The 21,306-nt window shown below is 48.9% G+C and carries 21 protein-coding genes and 1 pseudogene; 10 read left to right on the top strand and 12 right to left on the bottom strand.

Annotated features, from left to right (window positions below):
• Positions 1-30: 30 nt before the first annotated feature.
• Positions 31-528 carry an RNA polymerase sigma factor gene (locus tag BM030_RS00500; protein ID WP_090970014.1) on the top strand — a complete coding sequence of 166 codons (498 nt, stop codon included), beginning with the start codon at positions 31-33 and terminating at the stop codon, positions 526-528.
• A complete protein-coding gene (locus BM030_RS00495; protein WP_090970012.1) occupies positions 515-1,114 on the top strand; it encodes a hypothetical protein in 600 nt (199 codons plus the stop codon). Before BM030_RS00500 ends, BM030_RS00495 begins: the two co-directional genes overlap by 14 nt.
• A gap of 7 nt (positions 1,115-1,121) precedes the next feature.
• Here the strand turns inward: BM030_RS00495 and BM030_RS00490 are convergent, their stop codons facing one another.
• Genes BM030_RS00490 through BM030_RS00480 form a run of 3 tightly spaced genes read right to left on the bottom strand, consistent with a single transcriptional unit; the run spans position 1,122 to position 4,772 of the window.
• A complete protein-coding gene (locus tag BM030_RS00490) occupies positions 1,122-1,883 on the bottom strand; it encodes a Rossmann-like and DUF2520 domain-containing protein (protein WP_090970010.1) in 762 nt (253 codons plus the stop codon).
• A complete protein-coding gene (ccsA, locus tag BM030_RS00485; RefSeq protein WP_090970008.1) occupies positions 1,883-4,333 on the bottom strand; it encodes a cytochrome c biogenesis protein CcsA in 2,451 nt (816 codons plus the stop codon). Before ccsA ends, BM030_RS00490 begins: the two co-directional genes overlap by 1 nt.
• 1 nt (position 4,334) lies before the next feature.
• Positions 4,335-4,772, bottom strand: coding sequence for a cytochrome c maturation protein CcmE domain-containing protein (locus tag BM030_RS00480; protein WP_090970893.1), 438 nt, complete (start codon positions 4,770-4,772; stop codon positions 4,335-4,337).
• A 228-nt stretch (positions 4,773-5,000) separates the two neighbouring features.
• On the opposite strand from BM030_RS00480, the gene BM030_RS00475 reads away from it, so the two are divergent.
• Positions 5,001-5,957, top strand: a complete 957-nt coding sequence (locus BM030_RS00475) for a lipid A deacylase LpxR family protein (RefSeq protein WP_090970006.1) — start codon at positions 5,001-5,003, stop codon at positions 5,955-5,957.
• Here the strand turns inward: BM030_RS00475 and arfB are convergent.
• A pseudogene (arfB, locus tag BM030_RS00470) lies at positions 5,954-6,325 on the bottom strand (alternative ribosome rescue aminoacyl-tRNA hydrolase ArfB); the annotation flags it as partial. The gene BM030_RS00475 and the pseudogene arfB overlap by 4 nt on opposite strands.
• A 25-nt stretch (positions 6,326-6,350) precedes the next feature.
• A complete protein-coding gene (locus BM030_RS00465) occupies positions 6,351-7,616 on the bottom strand; it encodes a dicarboxylate/amino acid:cation symporter (RefSeq protein WP_090970004.1) in 1,266 nt (421 codons plus the stop codon).
• 47 nt (positions 7,617-7,663) lie between these two features.
• Here BM030_RS00465 and mnmD point away from each other — a divergent pair, with 47 nt between their 5' ends.
• The gene (gene mnmD, locus BM030_RS00460) at positions 7,664-8,332 is read left to right on the top strand and encodes a tRNA (5-methylaminomethyl-2-thiouridine)(34)-methyltransferase MnmC2 (protein ID WP_317615082.1); all 669 of its coding nucleotides are present in this window, start codon (positions 7,664-7,666) and stop codon (positions 8,330-8,332) included.
• Here the strand turns inward: mnmD and BM030_RS00455 are convergent.
• From BM030_RS00455 to BM030_RS00440, 4 genes are read right to left on the bottom strand one after another with little or no spacing between them, the layout of a single operon-like run.
• Positions 8,329-8,826 (bottom strand): FKBP-type peptidyl-prolyl cis-trans isomerase, encoded by a 498-nt coding sequence (locus BM030_RS00455; RefSeq protein WP_090970887.1) that lies wholly within the window; start codon positions 8,824-8,826, stop codon positions 8,329-8,331. The genes mnmD and BM030_RS00455 overlap by 4 nt on opposite strands.
• A 19-nt stretch (positions 8,827-8,845) precedes the next feature.
• Entirely contained in the window at positions 8,846-10,864 is a 2,019-nt protein-coding gene (locus tag BM030_RS00450; RefSeq protein ID WP_090970002.1) for a thioredoxin domain-containing protein, read from the bottom strand.
• Between the two features lie 20 nt (positions 10,865-10,884).
• Positions 10,885-11,388, bottom strand: a complete 504-nt coding sequence (locus BM030_RS00445) for a SixA phosphatase family protein (protein ID WP_090970000.1) — start codon at positions 11,386-11,388, stop codon at positions 10,885-10,887.
• Between the two features lie 50 nt (positions 11,389-11,438).
• The gene (locus BM030_RS00440; RefSeq protein ID WP_139215770.1) at positions 11,439-12,446 is read right to left on the bottom strand and encodes a glycosyltransferase family protein; all 1,008 of its coding nucleotides are present in this window, start codon (positions 12,444-12,446) and stop codon (positions 11,439-11,441) included.
• 188 nt (positions 12,447-12,634) lie between these two features.
• Here BM030_RS00440 and BM030_RS00435 point away from each other — a divergent pair, with 188 nt between their 5' ends.
• Complete coding sequence (locus tag BM030_RS00435; RefSeq protein ID WP_090969996.1) at positions 12,635-13,594, top strand: glycosyltransferase family 2 protein; 960 nt, start codon at positions 12,635-12,637, stop codon at positions 13,592-13,594.
• On the opposite strand, the gene BM030_RS00430 is transcribed toward BM030_RS00435, so the two are convergent.
• Both BM030_RS00430 and BM030_RS00425 read right to left on the bottom strand, forming a co-directional pair.
• Entirely contained in the window at positions 13,584-14,375 is a 792-nt protein-coding gene (locus BM030_RS00430; protein ID WP_090969994.1) for a glycosyltransferase family 2 protein, read from the bottom strand. The genes BM030_RS00435 and BM030_RS00430 overlap by 11 nt on opposite strands.
• Positions 14,372-15,481, bottom strand: a complete 1,110-nt coding sequence (locus BM030_RS00425) for a glycosyltransferase WbsX family protein (RefSeq protein ID WP_090970884.1) — start codon at positions 15,479-15,481, stop codon at positions 14,372-14,374. Before BM030_RS00425 ends, BM030_RS00430 begins: the two co-directional genes overlap by 4 nt.
• 364 nt (positions 15,482-15,845) lie before the next feature.
• On the opposite strand from BM030_RS00425, the gene BM030_RS00420 reads away from it, so the two are divergent.
• The 3 genes from BM030_RS00420 (at position 15,846) to BM030_RS00410 (ending at position 18,398) form a co-directional block, all read left to right on the top strand.
• Positions 15,846-16,370: a hypothetical protein gene (locus tag BM030_RS00420; protein WP_090969992.1), complete on the top strand. Its 525-nt coding sequence runs from the start codon at positions 15,846-15,848 to the stop codon at positions 16,368-16,370.
• A gap of 200 nt (positions 16,371-16,570) precedes the next feature.
• Positions 16,571-17,404 (top strand): glycosyltransferase family 2 protein, encoded by an 834-nt coding sequence (locus BM030_RS00415; RefSeq protein WP_090969990.1) that lies wholly within the window; start codon positions 16,571-16,573, stop codon positions 17,402-17,404.
• Between the two features lies 1 nt (position 17,405).
• On the top strand, positions 17,406-18,398 hold the full coding sequence (locus BM030_RS00410) for a Stealth CR1 domain-containing protein (RefSeq protein WP_090969988.1): 993 nt from the start codon (positions 17,406-17,408) through the stop codon (positions 18,396-18,398).
• A 1-nt stretch (position 18,399) separates the two neighbouring features.
• Here BM030_RS00410 and BM030_RS00405 read toward each other — a convergent pair whose 3' ends face one another.
• On the bottom strand, positions 18,400-19,332 hold the full coding sequence (locus tag BM030_RS00405; RefSeq protein WP_090969986.1) for a glycosyltransferase: 933 nt from the start codon (positions 19,330-19,332) through the stop codon (positions 18,400-18,402).
• Between the two features lie 123 nt (positions 19,333-19,455).
• Here BM030_RS00405 and BM030_RS00400 point away from each other — a divergent pair, with 123 nt between their 5' ends.
• Complete coding sequence (locus tag BM030_RS00400; protein WP_090969984.1) at positions 19,456-20,469, top strand: WaaS/CpsH family glycosyltransferase; 1,014 nt, start codon at positions 19,456-19,458, stop codon at positions 20,467-20,469.
• 3 nt (positions 20,470-20,472) lie between these two features.
• Complete coding sequence (locus BM030_RS00395; RefSeq protein WP_090969983.1) at positions 20,473-21,306, top strand: glycosyltransferase family 2 protein; 834 nt, start codon at positions 20,473-20,475, stop codon at positions 21,304-21,306.

Below are 21,306 nucleotides of genomic sequence, written 5' to 3'. Positions count from 1 at the left end.
CAAGCACGTCAAATTAACGTAACGGCATAGATGAATAACCAGCGACAACTGTTCCAGCAACTATTTGAAGATAATTCAAAGAAAGTGTATCACCTGTGTTATGGCTATACGGGCGATAGGGATTCCGCCAATGATCTGATGCAGGAAACCTTTATCAAGGTATGGCAGAACCTTGATAAATTCCGCAATCAATCACAGCTATCCACGTGGATTTACCGGATAGCGGTAAACACCTGTCTTTCGTATCTGCGCACCGCTAAGCGCCGGGCGACCGACGAACTTAACGACAACATCATTGAGAACTATGCAGAGGAAGCTTCCGAAAAACAGGAACAGATTGCGCTTTTATACAAATCTATCGCCCAGCTGGAAGAAAACGAACGGATTATCATTACGATGGTATTAGACGAGGTCCCTTATACCGAAATTGCGGAAGTAGCCGGCATATCCGAAGGCAACCTTCGCGTAAAGATACATCGAATAAAGCATAAGCTAACTGAAATATATAACAGCAATGAAAGGGTTTGACGAGATACAGCAGCTATGGCAGGGCCAAAAGCCGGAGCCGAATGTTAGCTTTGAAACGGTACTGAATCGCATCAAAAGCGGCAAAAACGCACTTGCCCAAAAGTTGCTCTGGCAGAGTGTAGCCGTAGCCATTGCGGTAATCATTTTGGTATGGATAGGTATTGCCGTTAGCTTTTCGACCTGGACTACATACCTTGCACTGGCTATCATGGCGGGCTGCATCTGCTATTATTTATTCAATCAGTTGGACGATTACCGGCAGATCAACAACAGCGCCTGCCTTTTATCCAAACCGCAGGATTACATCAATTACCTCAAGGCCTTTCAACAGAAGCGTAACCGTTTCAATACCCGTAATTATACGATATATGAGGCCTGTATCGCTATTGCTTTCGTCTTATACGGCATCGAAATGTATTTCGTGTTGCCTTTTTGGATGTTTCTTAGCACAGTCATGTTTATGATATGCTGGTTCCTGATTTGCCATTTTGTTTTCATGAAGCAATACATCCGTAATGAGAATGCGCGAATCCAAGAAATGATCACTAATCTGGAGCGGATAAACGGCCAATTCAGGGAAGAGTAGCCCACAGTTACTTCCGGCCGATTTGTTTGCTCAGGCTTTGATATAAATCCGACAACTCAGACTGGCCTTTCAATAGTTCCAAATGCCTTTGCATGGTGCGGATGTCGCCCCGTACCGCTGGGCCCGTCTGTACCTCATGCGGTAAATGCACCATCACCTTTTCGGCCGTTTCCAAAATGAGCGGCCGTATCAAATCGAAGTCCAGTTCATGACCTCGAAGGATATCCGCGCCGATGGCGTAGAGGTGGTTGGTAAAATTACAGGCAAACACCGCCGCCACATGGAGAGACAAGCGTTGTTTGGAGTTGCAGGGGAACACCCGCGCCGATATACTATCGGCTAAGCCTTTAAGTATGGCATAGGCATGCTCGTCAGACGCTTCCACCGCTATCGGTATAACCGAGAAATCAACTGGTTTAACTTTAGAAAAGGTCTGCACCGGATACAGCACACCAAACCGGCCCGCGTACGGCGAAAGCGAACCGATATCCACGCTCCCTGCGGTATGTACCGTCACACCACGTCTGTTCTGCGGTAGCTCTGCGGCCACCGCGCCGATGGCCTCGTCTTTCACCGCGATGAGGTAAACATCAGCGTCAGTCTGTACCGCGGAGAGTTCACTTATGGCTTGGGCTTCAAGCGGCTTGGCCAACGATGCGGCATGGTGTTCCGTGCGGCTATATACCTGCACTATGCGATGCCCGGCGTCTACCAACGCTTGCCCCAGATGCGTGGCCACATTACCGCTGCCAAGCAATACAATGTTCATCAGTCACTCGTGGTTCTAACCTCTTTGTTACGGCGCAGGATGGAAAGGAAAAACCCGATGGTCATCACAATAGCTCCGCACCAGAAGAAATTGATATACGGAAACTTGATAGCCTTGAATACCACCCACCGCTTTTCCGGGAGGGGTTTCTGGTATACCATGAGTTCAAGTTTATCCTTTTGCGGCATGATATTGCTAAAACGGAACCGGAGACCCTGCTCTGCCACATCTTTAAACAAATCGAACGTATTTCCTCCGCGGATAAGAAATACGGGTTCTACGTCATACGTCTCTCCGGTCGCCGCATAAACCTTCAGTTTCAATCCTACGATAACATCATCGTCCCTACGCGGGATGTTCTGTACCGTGGCATCGCGGTTAATACCCTCCACCACGATATATCCGTTCCGGTATCGAAGCGTATCCCCGATATTGGTCTCGTATACCGCCGGTTCTTCATAATCGTCGAATCCAGTCTGGCCATCCTCACCCTGGGCCTGTTGCTGCGTATCAGACATCGCTGCCGTGATGAGCGTGTAAATATCATGCGTCAGGTAGTGCCGGGTATCCGGGGTACCTATCAAGCCACCCATCTGTGGATTGTTCTGTGCAAAAGGCTGTAACTGGAAGCGCTCGATAACCCGGCCCGTTTCTTCGTCTATCTTTTCATAATTGATCTTATAGTAAACGTTGGGAGGCGCTACGCTATCCCCCACGTACGTGATGCGGTAATCGCCCATCTGAACAGGTTCCCCTTCGGTGAGGAATAAATTTTCGCCGGGCTTCTCCACTTGGTCAAACCCAGCCACAGCAATGTAACCGCTGCTGTTTACCGAAATCACTTCATTGGTCGCCGCGGCTACCAGTCCACCGATGAGCAACAGGCCGAAACCGATATGCGCCACGGCAGCCCCCGCCAGCTTCCACTTGCCCTTAAAGGCATCGCCCAATATTTTTCCGTTCGCCACAATAGTATAAGCCGCAGAAAACACCAGTAGTACATACATGAAGTTGGTATATACCTTGGTAACGTAAACCACTATCGCCGCTACCAACACCGCGATAATCAACGAAGCGATAGCCGCCGCGTAAAATTTACGGATATCTGTACGCTTGTATTTCATGAATTGCGTGAATGCCGACAATAATCCCACCACCACGGCGAATCCTGCCTGCCATTTGTTATAGTGCTGCACGGGATCAATCGGGGGTGCCACATTCGTTCCAAACAGCTGATTAAATACCGGGATGGACGTCGAAGCGATTATCTGTACACAAGCCACGGTAAGCACCAACGCACCAATAAACAACCAAAACTCGCGCGAATAACTTTCTTCCTCTTTGGGATGGGACGGCATTTCCTTTTTACGTTTCACCAGCAGGTACACCATGATAACGAGGAACACCAAGTTAAACGCAACCAATTGCCAATACAGCCCCAAGTCTGTAAAGGAGTGCACCGAGGTTTCGCCCAGCACGCCGCTCCGCGTCAGGAACGAAGCATAAATAACCAACACGAAACTCACCATAGCCAGCAACGTGGCGGCGAAATAAGAATGTCCGGAATTTTTATAGGCAATCATCACATGCACGGCGGCAATGAGCGTAAACCAGGGGATGATGGAAGCGTTTTCTACCGGATCCCACGCCCAGAACCCCCCGAAGTTAAGCGCCTCATACGCCCAGAACGATCCCATGATGATACCTGCACCCAAAGTCATCACCGCAAAAAGCGCCCACGGAATACCAGGTGTTATCCATTCGCGGTAACGCCGCTGCCAAAGACCAGCAGTGGCATAAGCAAAAGGCACAATCATGGCCCCGAAGCCAAGGAAAAGTGTTGGCGGATGGATAACCATCCAATAATTCTGCAACAGGGGATTCAATCCCCTGCCGTCGGGAATCATACCCAGGTAATCCGGGTTTGAAAAAATAGGTGCCTGCATGGCTTCCCTCAGCAGGATAAACGGCGAACTGCCTACCCGCACTCCGAAGATTTCTACACCAATAAGCATGGATGCCAAAATGGCCTGGCAAAGCATTACCACCGCCATCACCGGGCGCTCCCAGCTTCCGGCTTTGAAAAGCAGCACCATGCCCAGCAGCGACTGCCAAAACATCCAGAGCCAAAAGCTGCCTTCCTGCCCTTCCCAGAAACTGGAAATGATATAGTGCGTGGGCAGTGACCGGGATGAATGTGCCCAAGCATAATGATATTCAAACAAGTGGTTGTATATGATATAATACAGACAGCTACCGATGCCCACTATTGCCAGTACGTTCAACCAAAACGCACTGCGGGCTATCCGCAGCCAGGAACGGTCATCCTTATATTGCGCAGCAAAGTAATAACTTACACATGACAACAGCGCTGCGCCAAATGAAAGAATAACAAAAAACTGCCCGATTTTGCCGGGCAGCAGGTTTTCACCTACATATTGTATATCCATGCTATCGATTATCGGTTGGTGTTTCAACAAACCCCAAGGTGCGGGCCGTTGACGCTTCAATCACTTCCACTTCGTCCTGCTCATACTTCGATGGACATTTCATCAGAATCTTGCTTGCATGAAATTCATCGCCCACCATCTTGCCTGTCAGCACAATCTGTTCGGACCGCTCGATGTCTTGTGGCTTGGCGCCCCGGAAAACAACTTTGCATTCGGTGCTATCATTATCATACATGTAAAACGAAAAATGATTAGCATCTTGGGTCGGGTCATAATACAACGCTTTCTCTTTGTTAAGTATCCCAACCACATACAATTCGGTTTGCTTCTCCTTTGCTTCCGTGAATGTCGAATACGTGCTTGAATCCGTATATATTACAATAATCATTGCAATAGCTATCGCAATAATAATAATACCTATTACCGAACTCTTCTTCATTTCATTATCCCTCAACGAATTAAAACCAGTGTACAAAATTACGAAACGAAACAGCAAGCCCAGCATCCTGCAAGTATTTGCTGATTTTTAGAATCATTCTAAACAATAGCGAGGAACCGCTGTGATTAGGGGGGCGGTTCCGGATGCGTGGCGGGGCAGACTACTTGCCCTTTCTAAAAAGCCAAAAAATCACTATGTTTGCCTACGAGCGCGCAACAGCATATCCTGATGGCCAAAAACCTATATCGTACCCACAGGTTATACCTAACCCTGGCTTTACTACTATCGTTTAGCCTTTTCAGTTTCGCCCAACAATCTGAACTGAATTTCCAGAACGACAACGACCTTTACTTACTAAACAAACAAGACCAGTATTATACCAATGGCATCTTCTTCAGCATCCGGAAAACGGCGGATAGCGCATTGCTCACCAGCACTGAAGCCAACCGGTTATGGGGGATTACCGTGGCACAGCAGATGTACAACGCATACACGGCCCAGATCCACTATATAGAAGAAGTAGACCGCCCCATCACGGCCTATCTGTTTCTTCGTTTCAACATGGATCGTTTTTTTGCCAACGAGACATTCGTCTCCTTGATAGGCGAGTTAGGAACCATTGGGCGGCGGGCGTTGGGACGCCAGTTTCAGGAAGGCGTGCACCGGGCATTGAATCTTTATGAAATTGCCGGATGGGAATACCAATTGAACAACGCTGTTGGGGTAAATGCCGCCGTCCAATACGGCGGCCTATTATTCCGTAATGATGCGCAATGGTTTGATTTATCGGCACAGGGCCGGGTAACCTTGGGGCTTAACCACACGGATGCATCCATAGCATCTGTCTTTCGGTTCGGCCGGATCAATCCGCTCCACCAATCGGCTTACACCTCCAGCCGCCTGCAAGCCCGGGGCGAGGCCGTAGACAATGAATTTTTCTTTTTCTACCAGCCCCAGTTGAAACTTGTCGGTTACGATGCCACGCTCCAGGGCGGAATATTCCTTCGCGACAAAGGCCCCGTTACCCATACACCTTCCCGTTGGATGTCCTATCATCAGTTTGGCTTCGTGTATGCCAAACAGGCGTTAACCCTGCGCATGCAATACATGTTCTATTCCAAGGAAGTGCCGGGCATGTTTTTCCGCCACCGCTATGGTTCCATCGGGGCAGGTTACCGGTTTTAAAGCCAATCTTTCCGGCGGTTGATTTTCCGCAGTGCCTGCTGCCGTTTGGCATCGAGCCGTCTCTGCACGGCCGCTTTGGAGGGTTTGGTGGCCTTACGGGGCTTTTCGGTTTTGAGCGCTCCGGCCAGAAGTGTCAACAGCTTTTCAAGCGCCGCCTCCTTATTCTGCAGCTGACTCCGGTGCTGTTGGCTACTCACCTGCACGTTGCCATCGGCTTGCAGGCGGTTCCGCAGCCGTTCCCTGATGCGCGCCTTTTCCTCGTGAGAAAAGACCGTGGCAGCCTCCAGGTCAAACACCAATGTCACCTTGGTTTCCACTTTATTGACGTGCTGTCCGCCGCTGCCCCCGCTACGTGAGGTCTGGAATTGCACAAAAGGCCGCAACGCATCCAAATCAATCCGTTCCATTAATGCCATCCCTGTTTCGTTTGTTACGCCCCAGCGCAAACCGGCTTACCAGCATCGCGGCCACGGTATCGCCGGTGGCATTCAGCACCGTCGCAATCGGGTCGACCAACGTACCGATAATCAAGACTGCCGGTATGGCTTCCGTAGGCAGGCCATACACAGAAATCATCAACATCTCGCCGATATACCCACCATTGGGAATACCCCCTGCCACAATGCTCACCAATACGGTGATGCCGACCGCAGTGAGCAACGTCATCGGCTCAAAAAAATCACGGCCAATCAGCACAAAAGCCACGTATATCTTAACAATGCTGGACATGGAAGACCCGTTTTTGTGCAACGTCATGCCCAGCGGAATCACCACATTGGCCACGGCCGCCGGAATTCCCATTCGCTGCGCCGCCACCAGATTTACGGGCATGGTTGCAATACTGCTGCAGGTACTGATGGCCGTTGCCGAGGGCAGGATATTGTTTCTCCAATACCGGGATACCCCTTGCCGGCCACCGGCCATGTAGGCATATAACGAGAAAAATACGGCGAAATAGCATACGCCCAACACATAGTACAAGCCAAGGGGCTTAGCATAAAACCCGAACAGTTCCGGCCCGATAGTGCCTACCTGATAAGCAAAATACGCACCCAGTCCAATGGGGGCCACTTTCATAATCAGTATCAGCAAGTGCTTCATCACCTCGTTGCCTGACGCGAGGAATCCCCTGAAGGCTGCGCCCGGCCCACCGGAGCGCATGGCGGCAATTCCCACCAGAAAAGAAAAAATCACAAAGGCCAGCATGTTCTCGCGTGAGAGCAGCCGATAAAATTCGTCAACCGTTACGAAGCGCACCAGCTTAGCGCCCCAGGTATCATTGGGATCGCCTTGCAACAACTCGCGGGTCGTACCCGGTCCGCCAACGGTTGACGGCGCTTCCACCGGGAACAGCCACAATGCCACGATGGTACACACTGCCGCAATGACGACGGTACCGAGGAAAACCGCCACCATGACCGAGATGATACGCCCCAGCCGCTGCGACCCATCAATATTGGCCACGGCCGATGCTATGGCAAAAAACAACAAGGGAACCACCGAGGCAAACAGCAGGTTAAGAAAAACATCGCCTACGGGCTTCAGCCACTCCACGGTGCCGGGAAAAAACATCCCCACAACACTGCCAACAGCAATACCCAACAGCAGGAGCAGGATATCCCCATAGTTCTTCAAAAAGCCAGTCGCTCGCCTTTCCATACGTTACAAAACACGAAAGTAGCGGAAATATTTTAAGTTTGCACAACATGATAACATTTGTTACCACGGCAGACGGCTCCAGAACACTCTATCATCCCGGAGTGGGCGAGCACTACCACTCCCGCCACGGCGCGGTGCAGGAAAGCCGGCACGTATTCCTGGGCATGGGCCTGCAGCACCGGCTCGCCATACAACCATCCTCCACCGTATCCATCTTGGAAATCGGGTTCGGCACGGGTCTGAACTTCGTGCTAAGTGCCGACCATTGCTTCAGGCAAGACGTTTCACTGCACTATACAGGCGTAGAAGCCTGTCCCCTGCCCGAAGAAACCCTTGCCCAAACCGGATATGGCGCATACGTGGCCACCGAGGTCTGGGAGCCTTTTCTCCGGCAATATGCCCTCAGTCAGCACGCACCACAGCCCATTATCCGCGGCGGTACACTTGAAATCGTGCCGACGGAGGCAATGCGGTTTACTACAGAAAAACGGTTTGATGTATTATATTTCGATGCCTTTGCGGCAGTGCACCAACCAGAGATGTGGACGGCAGAAACGTTGGAACATGTATGCCGCTTTCTGAAGCCCGGCGGCGTGTTTGTAACCTACGCCATCACAGGCCAACTCAAACGTGTGATGCGTTCCTTGGGGTTCCGTATCGAAAAAGTACCCGGAGCACCTGGCAAACGGGAGATGCTCCGGGCAGTAAACGCTTAATGTTGGTGCGTTCCATCCGGCCCATGTGAATGCCCATGAGCCAGTTCTTCCGGGGTTGCTTCCCTAACAGAAAGTACTTCGATGGAAAAATGCAAATCCTGCCCGGCCATGGGATGATTGAGGTCAACCACCACCACCTCAGGACTCACTTCCGTTACCTTACCGCGGAACTGATTGCCCTGGTTATCCTGTAACGGCAACACTTGCCCCACTGCGGGGATGCCACTCTCAGCAAACATATCAATGGGGAGCGATGCGATAGCCTGTTCATTTACCTCGCCATAAGCATCTTCAGCAGCAAGCAGGAAATCGGTGGTATCGCCGGCTTTCAGCCCCGCGATGTTTTCCTCAAACTTAGGAAGCATCATGCCCACTCCGTATAGAAAATCCAAAGGATTGTTCTTATCGGCTTCTTCAACAAAGGTTTTGGTTCCATTCTCCACGGTGTGGAGCTTGTAGGTCAGCGTTACCACGCTGTTGGGTACTATAGTCATTGGATTGGAATTATGGATGTCAAGCATCCGGGTTAATTAATAAGTTTATCAGTTCCGTTTTATCGGTTACGGGCAGGCTGCATGTCTTATTCCTGCACACGTATGCCCTTGTCTGCCGGTTATCTATCCTCTTGGCTAACAATGGGAGCGTGCCATTTGTTCCGCCCAAAATGATTTTATTGGGAACGTACTGCCCGTCTACCACCTTGCGGAAGGCCTGCCATTCGGGGCCTGTAAGGATGACTTCGTGGCAACCGTGTACCACCTCCAGCAGCAAAATTGCCCAGTTGGAATAAGCAGAGCCGTATCGCGCCATTTGCGGCACCACGTTGGCGAGCGACTGCGCCACAATATCAAAGTACTGCTGTCGGTCGAAATAACGTCCCAGCCTATGGAACTGCCGCACAACGGCAGACGTCGATGATGGGATAACATTGTCCATCACCTCCTGCTTACGGGCGATGAGCGGCTCGGCCGTGTCTGCTGTATAAAAAAACGCATGCTGTTCATTATCGTAAAAATGGTGCAGCACATACGCTGCCAGCCGCTCCGCCTCCTGCAACCACGCCTCATCGAATGTGGCTTCGTACAGTGCCGTATAAGCCTCAATACAAAAGGCATAGTCATCAAGGAAACCCGGAATGGCTTTACCCCCCCCTTCAGGTTGATGCAGCAGTCCGCCATCTCCGGCGTATAGCTTCTGCCGGATAAACCCGGCATTGTCCAACGCCGCTTGCAGGTACTCCGGCTCATCAAATATCCGGTAAGCGTCCAGAAACCCTTTAAGCATCATGGCATTCCACGAAGTAAGCTGTTTATCATCCAGTCCCGGCCGTACGCGCTGCTCCCGGTAGTCCAATAGTTTTTGCTTGGCATCAGCCAGGTACAGCTCCCACTCCGCTGCCGAAAACCCGGCCTCCCGCGCAAGCGGGTCGGCATCAGCATCCACATACAAAACATTGGTTTGCTCTTCTTCCCAGTTGCCTTCAGCGGTAACGCCAAAATATTGGATAAACAATGCCGCATCATCGCCGAGCACCTGTTCAATTTCTGACCGGTGAAATGTATAGAACTTACCTTCTACGCCTTCACTGTCGGCATCCAACGCACAATAAAATCCCCCTTCGGGGCTTGTCATCTCACGGCGCACCCACGCCAATGTTTCCGTCACCACCCGTTTATACTGTTCAGTGGGGCGTTGCTGCCAAGCCTCGGCATACAGGCTCACCAGTTGGGCGTTATCATACAGCATTTTTTCAAAATGCGGAATATGCCACCTACCGTCTACCGAATAGCGGGCAAAACCTCCGCCTACATGGTCATAGATCCCTCCGGACGCTATTTTCCGAAGCGTGAAATGTACATGCTCCAGTACCGCGGTATCATCCGCCAGCACCGCATAACGGAGCAGAAACAACCAATTGTTCGGCAGCGGAAACTTAGGTGCCCGCGTATAGCCCCCCTCTTGCTTATCAAATAAGCGTTTCCAAGGTTCCACAATGGCGGTGATATCTTTATCTGTATAAGTTTCCGGTATCCGGTTGACAGGCAGTTGTTCACTCTGTTGAATACCGGCGGTAAGCCGTTCGGCATAGTCAAGCGCCACCTCCGGCGTATTGCTCCACATCTCGGCCAGTTGCAGCAGCACATTTTTCCAGTCGGCAGGCCGGAAATATGTGCCCCCATATATGGGCCGGCCATCGGGCAGGCAGATGCAGTTGAGCGGCCATCCCCCCTGCCCGGTCATCAGCTGCACAGCAATCATATAAATCTGGTCGATGTCAGGCCGCTCTTCACGGTCTACCTTGATGGATATAAAATGCTGGTTCATCACGGCGGCCACATCTTCATTCTCAAAACTCTCGCGTTCCATCACGTGGCACCAATGGCATGCGGAATAACCGATACTGACGACGATGAGCTTATTTTCGGCCTGCGCTTTGTTCAACGCTTCCGCTCCCCAAGGGTACCATTCAACCGGGTTGTGCTGGTGCTGCCGTAGGTAGGGCGATGTTTCGCTATGGAGCTTATTAGGCATCTGCCGTAAAGATAAGTAAATTATGCCCAATCCCCACCCTTAGGATAAACAAACCAACGGTTTACGCCGGATCCGCCGCTTACGGCCGCCCATTGGTCTGTATCGTCAAACCCAATGTGCATGATCGCACAGGTGGGGAAATGATCACACTGCTGGCCTGTAAGGTAGCTGGCAAACAACGCCATGCCGGGGTTGTGCCCAAAAAGAGCTATGCTTTGGTAATGATCGTCCAGACCGTTTACCACCTGCAGCAACACATCGGGATGCGCTTCGTAAATCCGGTCGTCTACCACAATCGCTTGATTAGCCATTTCCAGTCCCTGCGCGAAGATTTCAGCGGTGGCAAAGGCGCGTTTGGCCGGACTACTGACAAGCTGCCCCGGCTGTATAACATAAGCAGCCAGGCGTCGCGCCATTTCGGGCGCATTACTCAAGCCGCGCGTATTGAGCGGTCTGTCGATGTCGTCTACGTTAAACGACCAATCCGATTTGGCATGTCTGATGATGAATAAATGCTTAGCCATATTGTTGAGCAGCAAGAATCATGCCCTACCAACGGCACGATTAGCCTGTATCAATGAGCACGTTCAATCCCCATCATCTGCTTCAGTTTCCGTTTAAAAGATCTGCGTAAGTGCCTAAAGGATGTACGCAACCGTGTTAGACGGTCTCTTACAATACGGTATCGCTTTTTACGCCGCGTCTCAGGCGAAATGCAACGAACAGTGTCCAACAATGCCTCCGCCGTATTCACTACATTCAACTGCTTTTCCGCAATTTGTCGCAACCGGGCTCCGTCGGCAGCATTATATTTTTGTATCTCCAGTACCAACTCCTCTTCTGTATAGGCACGGTTACGGAATCGGCCGGAGCAATTATTCCGCACGAATGTGTCAAATAATTCAGGATGCAAGTACCCATCCCCTTTATTGCCGTTGTAGCCCCGGCTATCAAACACCACACACGGCCGCCCACACGCCATAGCGTCATAAATAGAGCGGCCTATCCCAACCACCAAGTCGGCCTTATTAATTTCCTGTTCGATGTTAAAAACCGGATTTTCATGTTTATTGAACGACACGAATTCGACTTCCAGCCGATTGCATGCGTTTTGGAGCATGGCATTTGCTTCTTCGCTCTGGCATAGCGAAAGCACCCTTTTCAATGTTTCATTTGGAGGACGGATGGGATACTTTTGGTTTAGGTCAAGCCCGTTAAGTACCAAGCAGTTCGGAAACCCCTTGCTGTCCAAGCTGTCACATATTTCTTTTGAAATCCCTACGTGGTAGTCCGCATATACCGATGGGAACTCCAGATCAAGGATCGCACCGTGACAGATTTGGATAATAGGCCCCTTTCCATATAGTGCCTCCACAGCAGCATTGTGGGTCACCAAAATCAAATCATAACGTTCTTTGCTCATGTAGCGCACCTGAAGTTCTTCGCTGACATAGTCAGCTAACTTGCCCTGCACCATGGCATAGAACTCAACGGCTATATTATCTTTCTGCTTTAGCTGCCTGATGAGATCACAGGTATACAACTCGGCACCACCAACACGGTCTAATGAGTAGATACCCACCAATATTGATTTTTCATCGTTCAATATACGTCCTCACAAAACAATCTGGTGAATTCGGCCAAATATAGGAATATCAGGCTTAAGGAGCAAACCAAGCGGCTTACAAACCCCTCAATGGTGACCAAAAAGAGGCTTTGCATGCCTCCAATTTTTGTACGGAGCGTTCAAATCATTACCTTTGTAAAACTATGCGACCGATTGTTTCCATTATTATTCCTACCTTCAATTACGGAAGCTATATCGGTGACACATTGGAGAACGTGCGGAAACAAACATTCCATAACTGGGAATGCGTTGTGTTGGACGATGGTTCGACGGATAGCACGGCCGATATCGTCCATCAGTTCATCAAAAAAGATCCGCGTATCCGGTATCACAGGCAAGAGAATAAGGGGTTATCGGCAGCGCGGAATAGTGCCATCCGCATAGCTAACGGAATTTTTATACAGTTATTAGATGCCGATGACCTTCTTTCACCTTTTAAGCTGGAGCGGCAGGTACCCTATATGGAATCCCGACCGGAGATTGGCATTTCATATACCGAAGCTTTTTACTTCCGACACGGTAACCCAGACGAAAAGATCAGAAATTTTGAGTACATAGACGTAGGCGAATTCAAACTGAACGACACGCAATGGATTCCGCAAGTCGATTGGACTGACAGGTGTAAACTTCTCGCACACCTGTATCATCGGAACCTAGCCCCGGTCAACAGCATGTTGATACGAAAAGATGTGTTTGAGGCTGTTGGCTTATTTGACGAATCATTTTCTCTATTAGAAGACTGGCACTTTTTCTCGCGGGCGGCTTTACATGGCACCCGTTTCACCTATTTTAGGGATAACCACGCTTACGCAAAAGTGCGTATCCATAAAGATAGCATGAGCTATCAGGGCAAAGAAATGGCTTTCCATTATATGAAGATGATGCTTGAAATCGAACGTGGTATACGCTCACGAAACCTGCCTTGTCCTTTACCCACCGAACAAATCAACTACAACGGGCGGCATTTTTTGAGACGGCACGGGCTATCCAACGCTGAGAAAACCCTATCATTAGCCAAACTGTTGGGATGGCGGCGCACCCTGAGGCTTTACCTAAAAGAACTTAACGTGGCACGCAAACGGATTTTCAGCTTCAATCCTTGAACTTCTTGACGCCCAAAGTACGCAACCAACGGTATGCTTTCGATGACTTGATACGGGATAGTTCGTCTTGAATCCGTTTATACGCCCGATAATCGACCATAAACACTGAAAATTCAGCTGACAAAAACCGATTGCGTTCGTCAGCTATCCGCTGCTTATTTGAGGGATCATTGCTCATCCCCTTCATATCAAATATGGAAATCGCCACCGGAACATGCTTCGTTGTGACATTGTACTTGCAAATGACGCGACTAAAAAACACCCAATCGGCAGCGATAGGGTAACTTAAGTCGTACAACCCATATTTGAAGAACAGCTCCCGCCGGATAAAGGTTGCTGGATGCCCTAACGATTTTTCGCAAAAAAATTGAAAGGAAAGCTCGCGGGGATAATAATAGCGCTCTTGATATGTTCCATAATTAAAATAAATATCACCGTAAACGACATCAGTACCATCAAGTTTCTTGAACACATCTCCAAGCACCGTCGTATCCGTCAATATGTCGCCGCTGTTCAAAAACAACAAGTAATCTCCCGACGCTGCGCGAATACCTTTATTCATAGCATCATACACCCCCTCATCCGACTCACTCACCCAATACGTAAGCCGATCGCTATATTTCTTGATGACGGCCAAACTACCGTCATCAGATTGACCGTCAATAACAATATATTCGTAATCAACATTGGTATTCTGCGATACAACGGATGCTATCGTCCGTTCAAGCCCTTCCCGGTTGTTGAGGTTGACAGTTATAATCGAGAGTATATATCTTTTCATACACTATCCCCCCCCAATCCGGCCTTAAACGCCTCAAGGTATCCCAACCCAAAGCGCTGATCAGGCTCCAAATGACACCCTTCTCCCCATTCATTCCATGCATTAATAAAGAATATCTGCTCGTCCCCGTCAAAGCTTCTTTCTGTATACTTCGCGATATCGCTTACCCAGCTCTTGAATTTCTCAGGTGTTGATTTATGGAAAACAACAGCGTTGGATGCCCTCCTTGCCGAATTGTCCCATGAAGGGCATACAGTTCTGAATCGTTTATACCCAGCCGGAGGTTTGCGCAGCATATTCTCGACCAGTTCATCGTACTGAAACACCTGATTATCAAAATAACCACTTTTTTGAATATTCAACCTGTGCATCCACTTAGTCGCCGCATACTTTACTGGGTATTGTTTAAGATATTTCCTGCCGGCACAGTTGAAGTCAGGAGCGAACTCCATTCCCGCGTCAAATCCATACACCGCCGGGTCCACGTCCCGCAGGAAATTCTCTACCCGAACCAAATATAAATCCGGGAATCCCTCCTTCCGAGCCTCCTCTCTCCAGCGTTCTGATGTTTCATTCATTCGCGGATGTAACTCCGTGCGATACATCAATAACACCGGCTTACCAGCAATTTTGATATACCGATCATCTTTGAAAAACCGGATCAAATAACGGATGTGCGCTAAGTCGTCTTCTGGAGAGTATCGTTGTTCCATCAAAATATCCATTTCCGATCCATCCCATCTTCTGGACCAATTTTCATTTGCCCAGCAGAGGCAATACGGCATCGCTGGACGCCCCGATTCAAGCATTTGATGTAACGGACGTTCGAGCAGAAGCCGCCCCCCAAACCAATAATGATAATAACAAAAACCATAAACACCGAAGCGTTTGGCTAAATCGGCCTGAGCCTCCATCACCTCCAAAAGGCGAAGATCATAGAAACCGAGGTCTTTAGGAAGATGAGGTTGGTAATGTCCCGGAAACTTCGGTTTAGCTTTGGCCACATTTGTCCATTCCGTAAACCCTTTACCCCACCACATGTCGTTCTCCGGAATAGGATGGTATTGTGGCAAATAAATCGCCAATGGCTTCACATTTGATTGCATACGTTCCAAAGATACATTTTCCGATTCAAACGACGACAACATCAATATGCCCAGCGAGATCATGTTTAGTGCGGCCCGATTGCCCTGTAGCTATATTTAAATTTTTTACGGAAATCGAAAATTGCTATATTGTGACGGTCTAACCAAGTAGCTATCCATGATCAAATGGGTAAACCTTTTAATAATTAGTGTAAATGGATTTTCGACGTATACTTTGCCATGCGATAAGCTTTTTTATTTTTTGCATTGGATTTACGGTAACGCTATGTGGGCAACAATTCGATCCGCGTCCACTCTTTATCGAACTTAATGAACTCTCGGGCGTCGAGTTTTCGATGCCCGAAGGGTAGAAGAAGTTGAAACCTTGTATGATAAGCGGTATTCGCCTTCCAAAGGGGTAGACCTTAACAGCTATCCTTATACCGTTGTCAATCCGGAGAACGACATCATGATCGGTATGTATAGCCTCCGGATTAAAGGGTCCGAGTATAGCAAGAAAGAAAAGGATTTTTTATTGGCCTTCGCCAAGGCGGCAGATCCGAATACGACGGTTACCGGGGAATTTTCTCCTAACAACTCTTGGAAAGACTCGACCAAGCCGCTGGTGGATACAACGGCCAGTCCGGTTTACCTGCCTGTTACCGATGGCCAAATCGAGGCATTAAATGCTGATACCGTTGTCATTTTCCATGTTAAAATAGATGAGGATCGCGCTTTCCAGGGAAAATACACTCACTGCAAGTCCGTTGTCATGCACAAGGATTATACGGGATTCAGCGTTATATTATATTTCCATCACGAAGGGAATAAACATTTAGTGGATGACGAGATCGCACGAACTTGGGGGGTATTAAAGTTTATGATGCGAGAAAGCCAACAAACCGGTTAGCCCTTCCAAACTCGCCAAAACAAAGAAAATCATCAAGAGACTGATAATTATTATATTTTTGCTACGGAAAATAAACCTGCATGAATTGCCGTATCCGCAAGGATATGAACGGAGCGAAGCCGGCTCTTGAACGCCGAAGAAGCAGACAATAAGTGAATAGTTCATGCAAGCTTCATAGCCACTTAAAAGCAATTGCGCTAATGAAAAAAATCTGTGCCTTAACAATGGCCCGCAATGATGATTTTTTCTTAACCCGCTGGATTGATTATTACGGCAAACAACTGGGTGAAGAAAACCTTTTTATATTTCTCGACGGCGAGGACCAACCCATTCCCAAGAACGCCGGGAAGGCTAACGTGCAGCACCGGAAACGCGTGGTGGAGCACGTCGTCGCCGCGGAGAAACGCCGATTAGGCTTTCTGTCGGACGTAGCTGCCGAACTACTTCAGCGGTATGATATCGTAATTGGCGTAGACGCGGATGAATTTTTGGTTGCCGACCCCCGTTGCGGCAAATCGTTGGCAGCCTACCTCAGCGAAATTACTATCAGCCCCTCGGTTTCTGGTTTAGGGATGGATGTAGGCCAGCACCTACAAACGGAAGCTAAGCTCGATGGTTCACAGCCTTTCCTTTCGCAACGGGAATATGCGCTGCTGTCGTCAAGGTATACTAAACCATCCGTGATATCGCGGCCAGTACGGTGGGGTTCCGGATTTCACCGAATCAGGGGGCACAATTTCCGCATCGATTCCAATTTATTTCTATTTCATTTCGGATCGGTGGATTACGACATGATTCAAGCACGTTTCCTTGACAAAGACCGCATGGCTACCGGCCGTGAAAGGCACATCAGAAAACGCGCAAGAACAATTGATATCATCACAAATAAAAGAGCCCGTACCGGCGACAAATGGCTCTCCTTGGCCCGCTTCATACAAACCTGGATAAGACCCATTTACGCGTTGAACAAACCCGCTATGGCCGACTGGAAACTGGTAGTAAAAATCCCCGATCGTTTCAAAAGTATCGTCTAACATGCCAAGCAGTGAACAAGCACCGATAGACGTCGTTATCTCCTGGGTAGACGGGAACGACCCCGCGCACCAGCAAAAAATTGCCCCTTACCTGAGCAGGAGAGCCCGCCAATCCAATGACATCGCCGGCCCTACCCGTTACCGCTCCTCGGGTGAAATTTTCTATTGCGTGGCCTCTATCTTTAGGTTCGCGCCGTTCGTGAGGAAAATATTCATCATTACCGATAATCAAAACCCGAACTTAGACGCCTTCATCCGCCACAATTTCCCAGACAGCCCCATCCAGTTAGAAATCGTGGATCATAGTGTGCTGTTCAGCGGTTACGAGGCTTACCTTCCGGTATTCAACAGCCGGGCGATCGAAACCTGCCACCACCGTATACCAGGGCTAAGTGAGCGTTATGTATATTTTAATGACGATTTTTTCTTGGTGCGTCCGGTTCAGTACAGCGACTGGTACCGGGATGACAACATCGTCGCATACGGGCACTGGCGTAATATGCCGTTGGACAGACTGTTGTGGTTGATAAAACCGCTCAAAAATGGACATAAACCAATCGGGTTCAAGGACGGGATGATCGCCGCCGCACGCCGGCTGGGTTACCGATGGCGATATTTCCACCTGGAACACATGCCGCATCCTTTAAATAGAAGCGTTTTGGCGCGGCATTTTGCCAGCCATCCGGAATTTCTGCGTTCGAACATTTCGCACAAATTCCGGAGCGCCAAACAGTTTAACACCCAGGAGATGTACTACCTGCTGATGTTCAGGGCGGGCAAAGCAATCCTGGAATCGCCCAAAGACAAGTTTTTATACCTTAAACCGGTAAAACGGGGCAAACAGTATGTTAAACGAAAAATTGCGACCTACACGGCCAACCCGGATATCCGGTTCTGCTGCATTGGATCGCTGGATCTGGCTACGGAAACGGACCGCTCGGTATTATTAAACTGGCTGAAAACCATCCTGGACGTCAACCTGGATGCGCAATAAATCAAACACCGGCTCCCTGTTTGGTATTCCTACGAATCCGTATCGCTTCGCCTATACGACTGAAAAACCATTTCCGTTGTTCGGCATATAACGGTTCGTACCGGTTACCTGCTCTTTTACGTAGTTTGTTCCGAAAGCGATACAGCTTATTCAGGCCTAACAAATAGGCGATGGGAAAGGGCTTTCTGACATCCAACAAGGTATACAACGGCACCACCCGTAGCGCGCGCACGAGGTCTTTCTCGGTCATCCCTCTCTGCTCCCGGTCGTGCATCACCACCACATCCGTGAGCACCCCGATTTGATAACCGAAATACTGCACCCTCGCGGCGTAGTGGTTGTCTTCGCCATAGTGGTAAAAAACGGGATGAAAAAAACCAACCCGCTTCACCACGCCGACCGGCATGAACCAAGACGCCGCATTGGTAAATCTCACGTTAGCCGGACAACGTACCGGACCGGGCGCCTCTGTCGGCTCAAATGAAACTTCCGGCAACATTTTTAATGTTCGCTGCAACGTCTTACGGAATGCTGCATCCAACTCGCTGCCGGAGCTATTGACCTGTACCGGACTGAGTATGCCGTAGCGGGGAAATGCCTTAGCAGCCTGAAGCAAGGCGCCGATACAATGGCTTCCTACATACACGTCCTGGTTAAGCAAAAACACGTAATCCGCCCCAAGCTCGATAGCCGCCTTTATGCCGATATTGTTTGCTGCCCCAAACCCCAGATTATCGCTGTTCTGGATAAGAACAATGCTGTCCGTGAATGCGCGAAGCACCTCCAGCGTGTTATCGGTAGATTGATTGTCTACCACGATTACAGTTGACGGATAATCGCTGCTGAGCAGATGGGTTAAACACTTTCTGATCCAACGGCTGCCGTTATACGTGGCGATTATCGTGGCAACTTTATCGTGATGTGGTCTATCCATGCGATTTACTTTTTGCCAAAAATACCACAAGCTAAAAGAAATACACAAATATCTATTAGCTTTGCGAAGCTATGAATCGCCCGTTCATGTTGAAAACGCTGTTGCCGACCTTTAGGTAGCCTTATGACGGATAATGCAAAAAAAAATAAGGCAAGAATATTGTTGCTCATGCCCAAGGATTACCAGCTATACACCCTGGTTGTAAAAAACCTGGAATACCTGGGATATGAGGTTACACTTGTACTGACACCTTTTGACCGGTTCAGGTATGCGAATTTCTGGGAGCCCATCCACCATTTTATCCGCAAGGTATGCTTCAATGACAGGGAGGTCAAAGCGCACTTAATGAGGCGTTTCAATAAAGATAGGCAGCTTACGGCAATACAAGCCCATGCCCCGTATGACTACGGGTTGGTTTTCCGGTGCGACTTTTTTGACCCAGACGTACTTCAACAGGCCCGTAAAAGCGTTGAAACATTGGTGGCCTATCATTACGACGGCTTAGGTGTTAGCCCGGGAGTGTTTGAACGGATTCCTTTTTTTGACCGCTTTTTTGTATTTGACCCATCAGATGCCCGTCAATATGACCTGGGGTATGCGACAAATTTCTATTTTGATTATCCCGAGCCGGCCGCTGCTCCGTCCCCAGACGGCAAATCAACAATCTATTACCTTGCCTCTTTCCATGAATCCAGGAATGAGCAGGTCGTCGCCTTCCATCGATACGCCAAAGAAGTCTTTGATCTGGTGACGTTCGAAATGGTCGTGAGCAGGAAAGACCGGAAGAAAATCCCCCGTTACATTAAGGAGAATATGATTATCCATCGGGACCAAATTCCGTTTGAACAACATTTGGAACGCATCAAACACTCGTCCGTCATCCTTGATTTCAGTATATCGGCGCACCGGGGCTACTCATTCAGGGTATTTGAAGCATTGAAATATAAAAAGAAGCTCATCACTACCAACCCCCACATCATTCGGGCGGAGTTTTATCATCCCCATAATATCTATTTGTTGGACCAGGGCACAGCGGGTATACCGGAGTTTCTGCGCAAGCCCTATGTAGATTTGCCCCAAGAATTAGTGGCAAAGTATAGTTTCTCACAATGGGTTAACCGCATGTTCGCTATCTAATTTATGATTACCACACCGTTAGTTTCAATCGTCATCCCGTGCTATAATTGTGCGAGCACCATCATCGAAGCCGTTGAATCCGCACGCAATCAAAGCTATGGATATATTGAGATCATTGTGGTAGATGACGGGTCAACGGACAGTTCCTTCCATACAATAAACATGTATGTAAGTGAGCAGGCAAACATCAAAATTATCCAGCAGGAAAATTCCGGCCCGGCCAAAGCGCGCAACACAGGGTTCATGCATGCGAAAGGTCAGTTTCTGCTTTTTCTGGACGGTGATGACAAATTACATCCGGATTTCGTGCAAGAATGTTTAGCGGCATACATCAACGCGCCTGACCTTCAAATCGTCTACACCCGGGCGCGCTTTTTCGGCTCCACGCGTGGAGAATGGAAAATTAAACCGTTCGAACAAGACACATTACTATTCAAGAACGCCATCCCAATATTCGCCATGATTCGTGCCAGCACCTTTAAAGCAGTTGGCATGTTTGATGAAAATATGCGTTTAGCGGAAGATTGGGAACTTTGGATAAGGATTGTAGACAAATATGGCCCGAAAGTGCACCGGATAGATCGCGAGCTGTACTATTACCGGAAAAGCGGCACCGGGCAATCGCTTACCGACCTGCGGTATAGTAGCAACGCGTGGGACGATGCTGTTATCTACATGTATCAAAAGCACTACCCGCTTTATAAGGCAAGCCGGGGGTCTATCTATGATTTGTTTGAAGCAAAAAAATATAAAGACGATTACGAACAAAAATGGTACAGAAAGCTATTTTACCGGATATTCAAGCCGACAAAATACAAGAGAAAATACCAAAGATAA

Source organism: Parapedobacter composti (assembly GCF_900112315.1).
GTDB lineage: Bacteria > Bacteroidota > Bacteroidia > Sphingobacteriales > Sphingobacteriaceae > Parapedobacter > Parapedobacter composti.
This window is presented reverse-complemented; position numbering and strand designations above follow the sequence as displayed.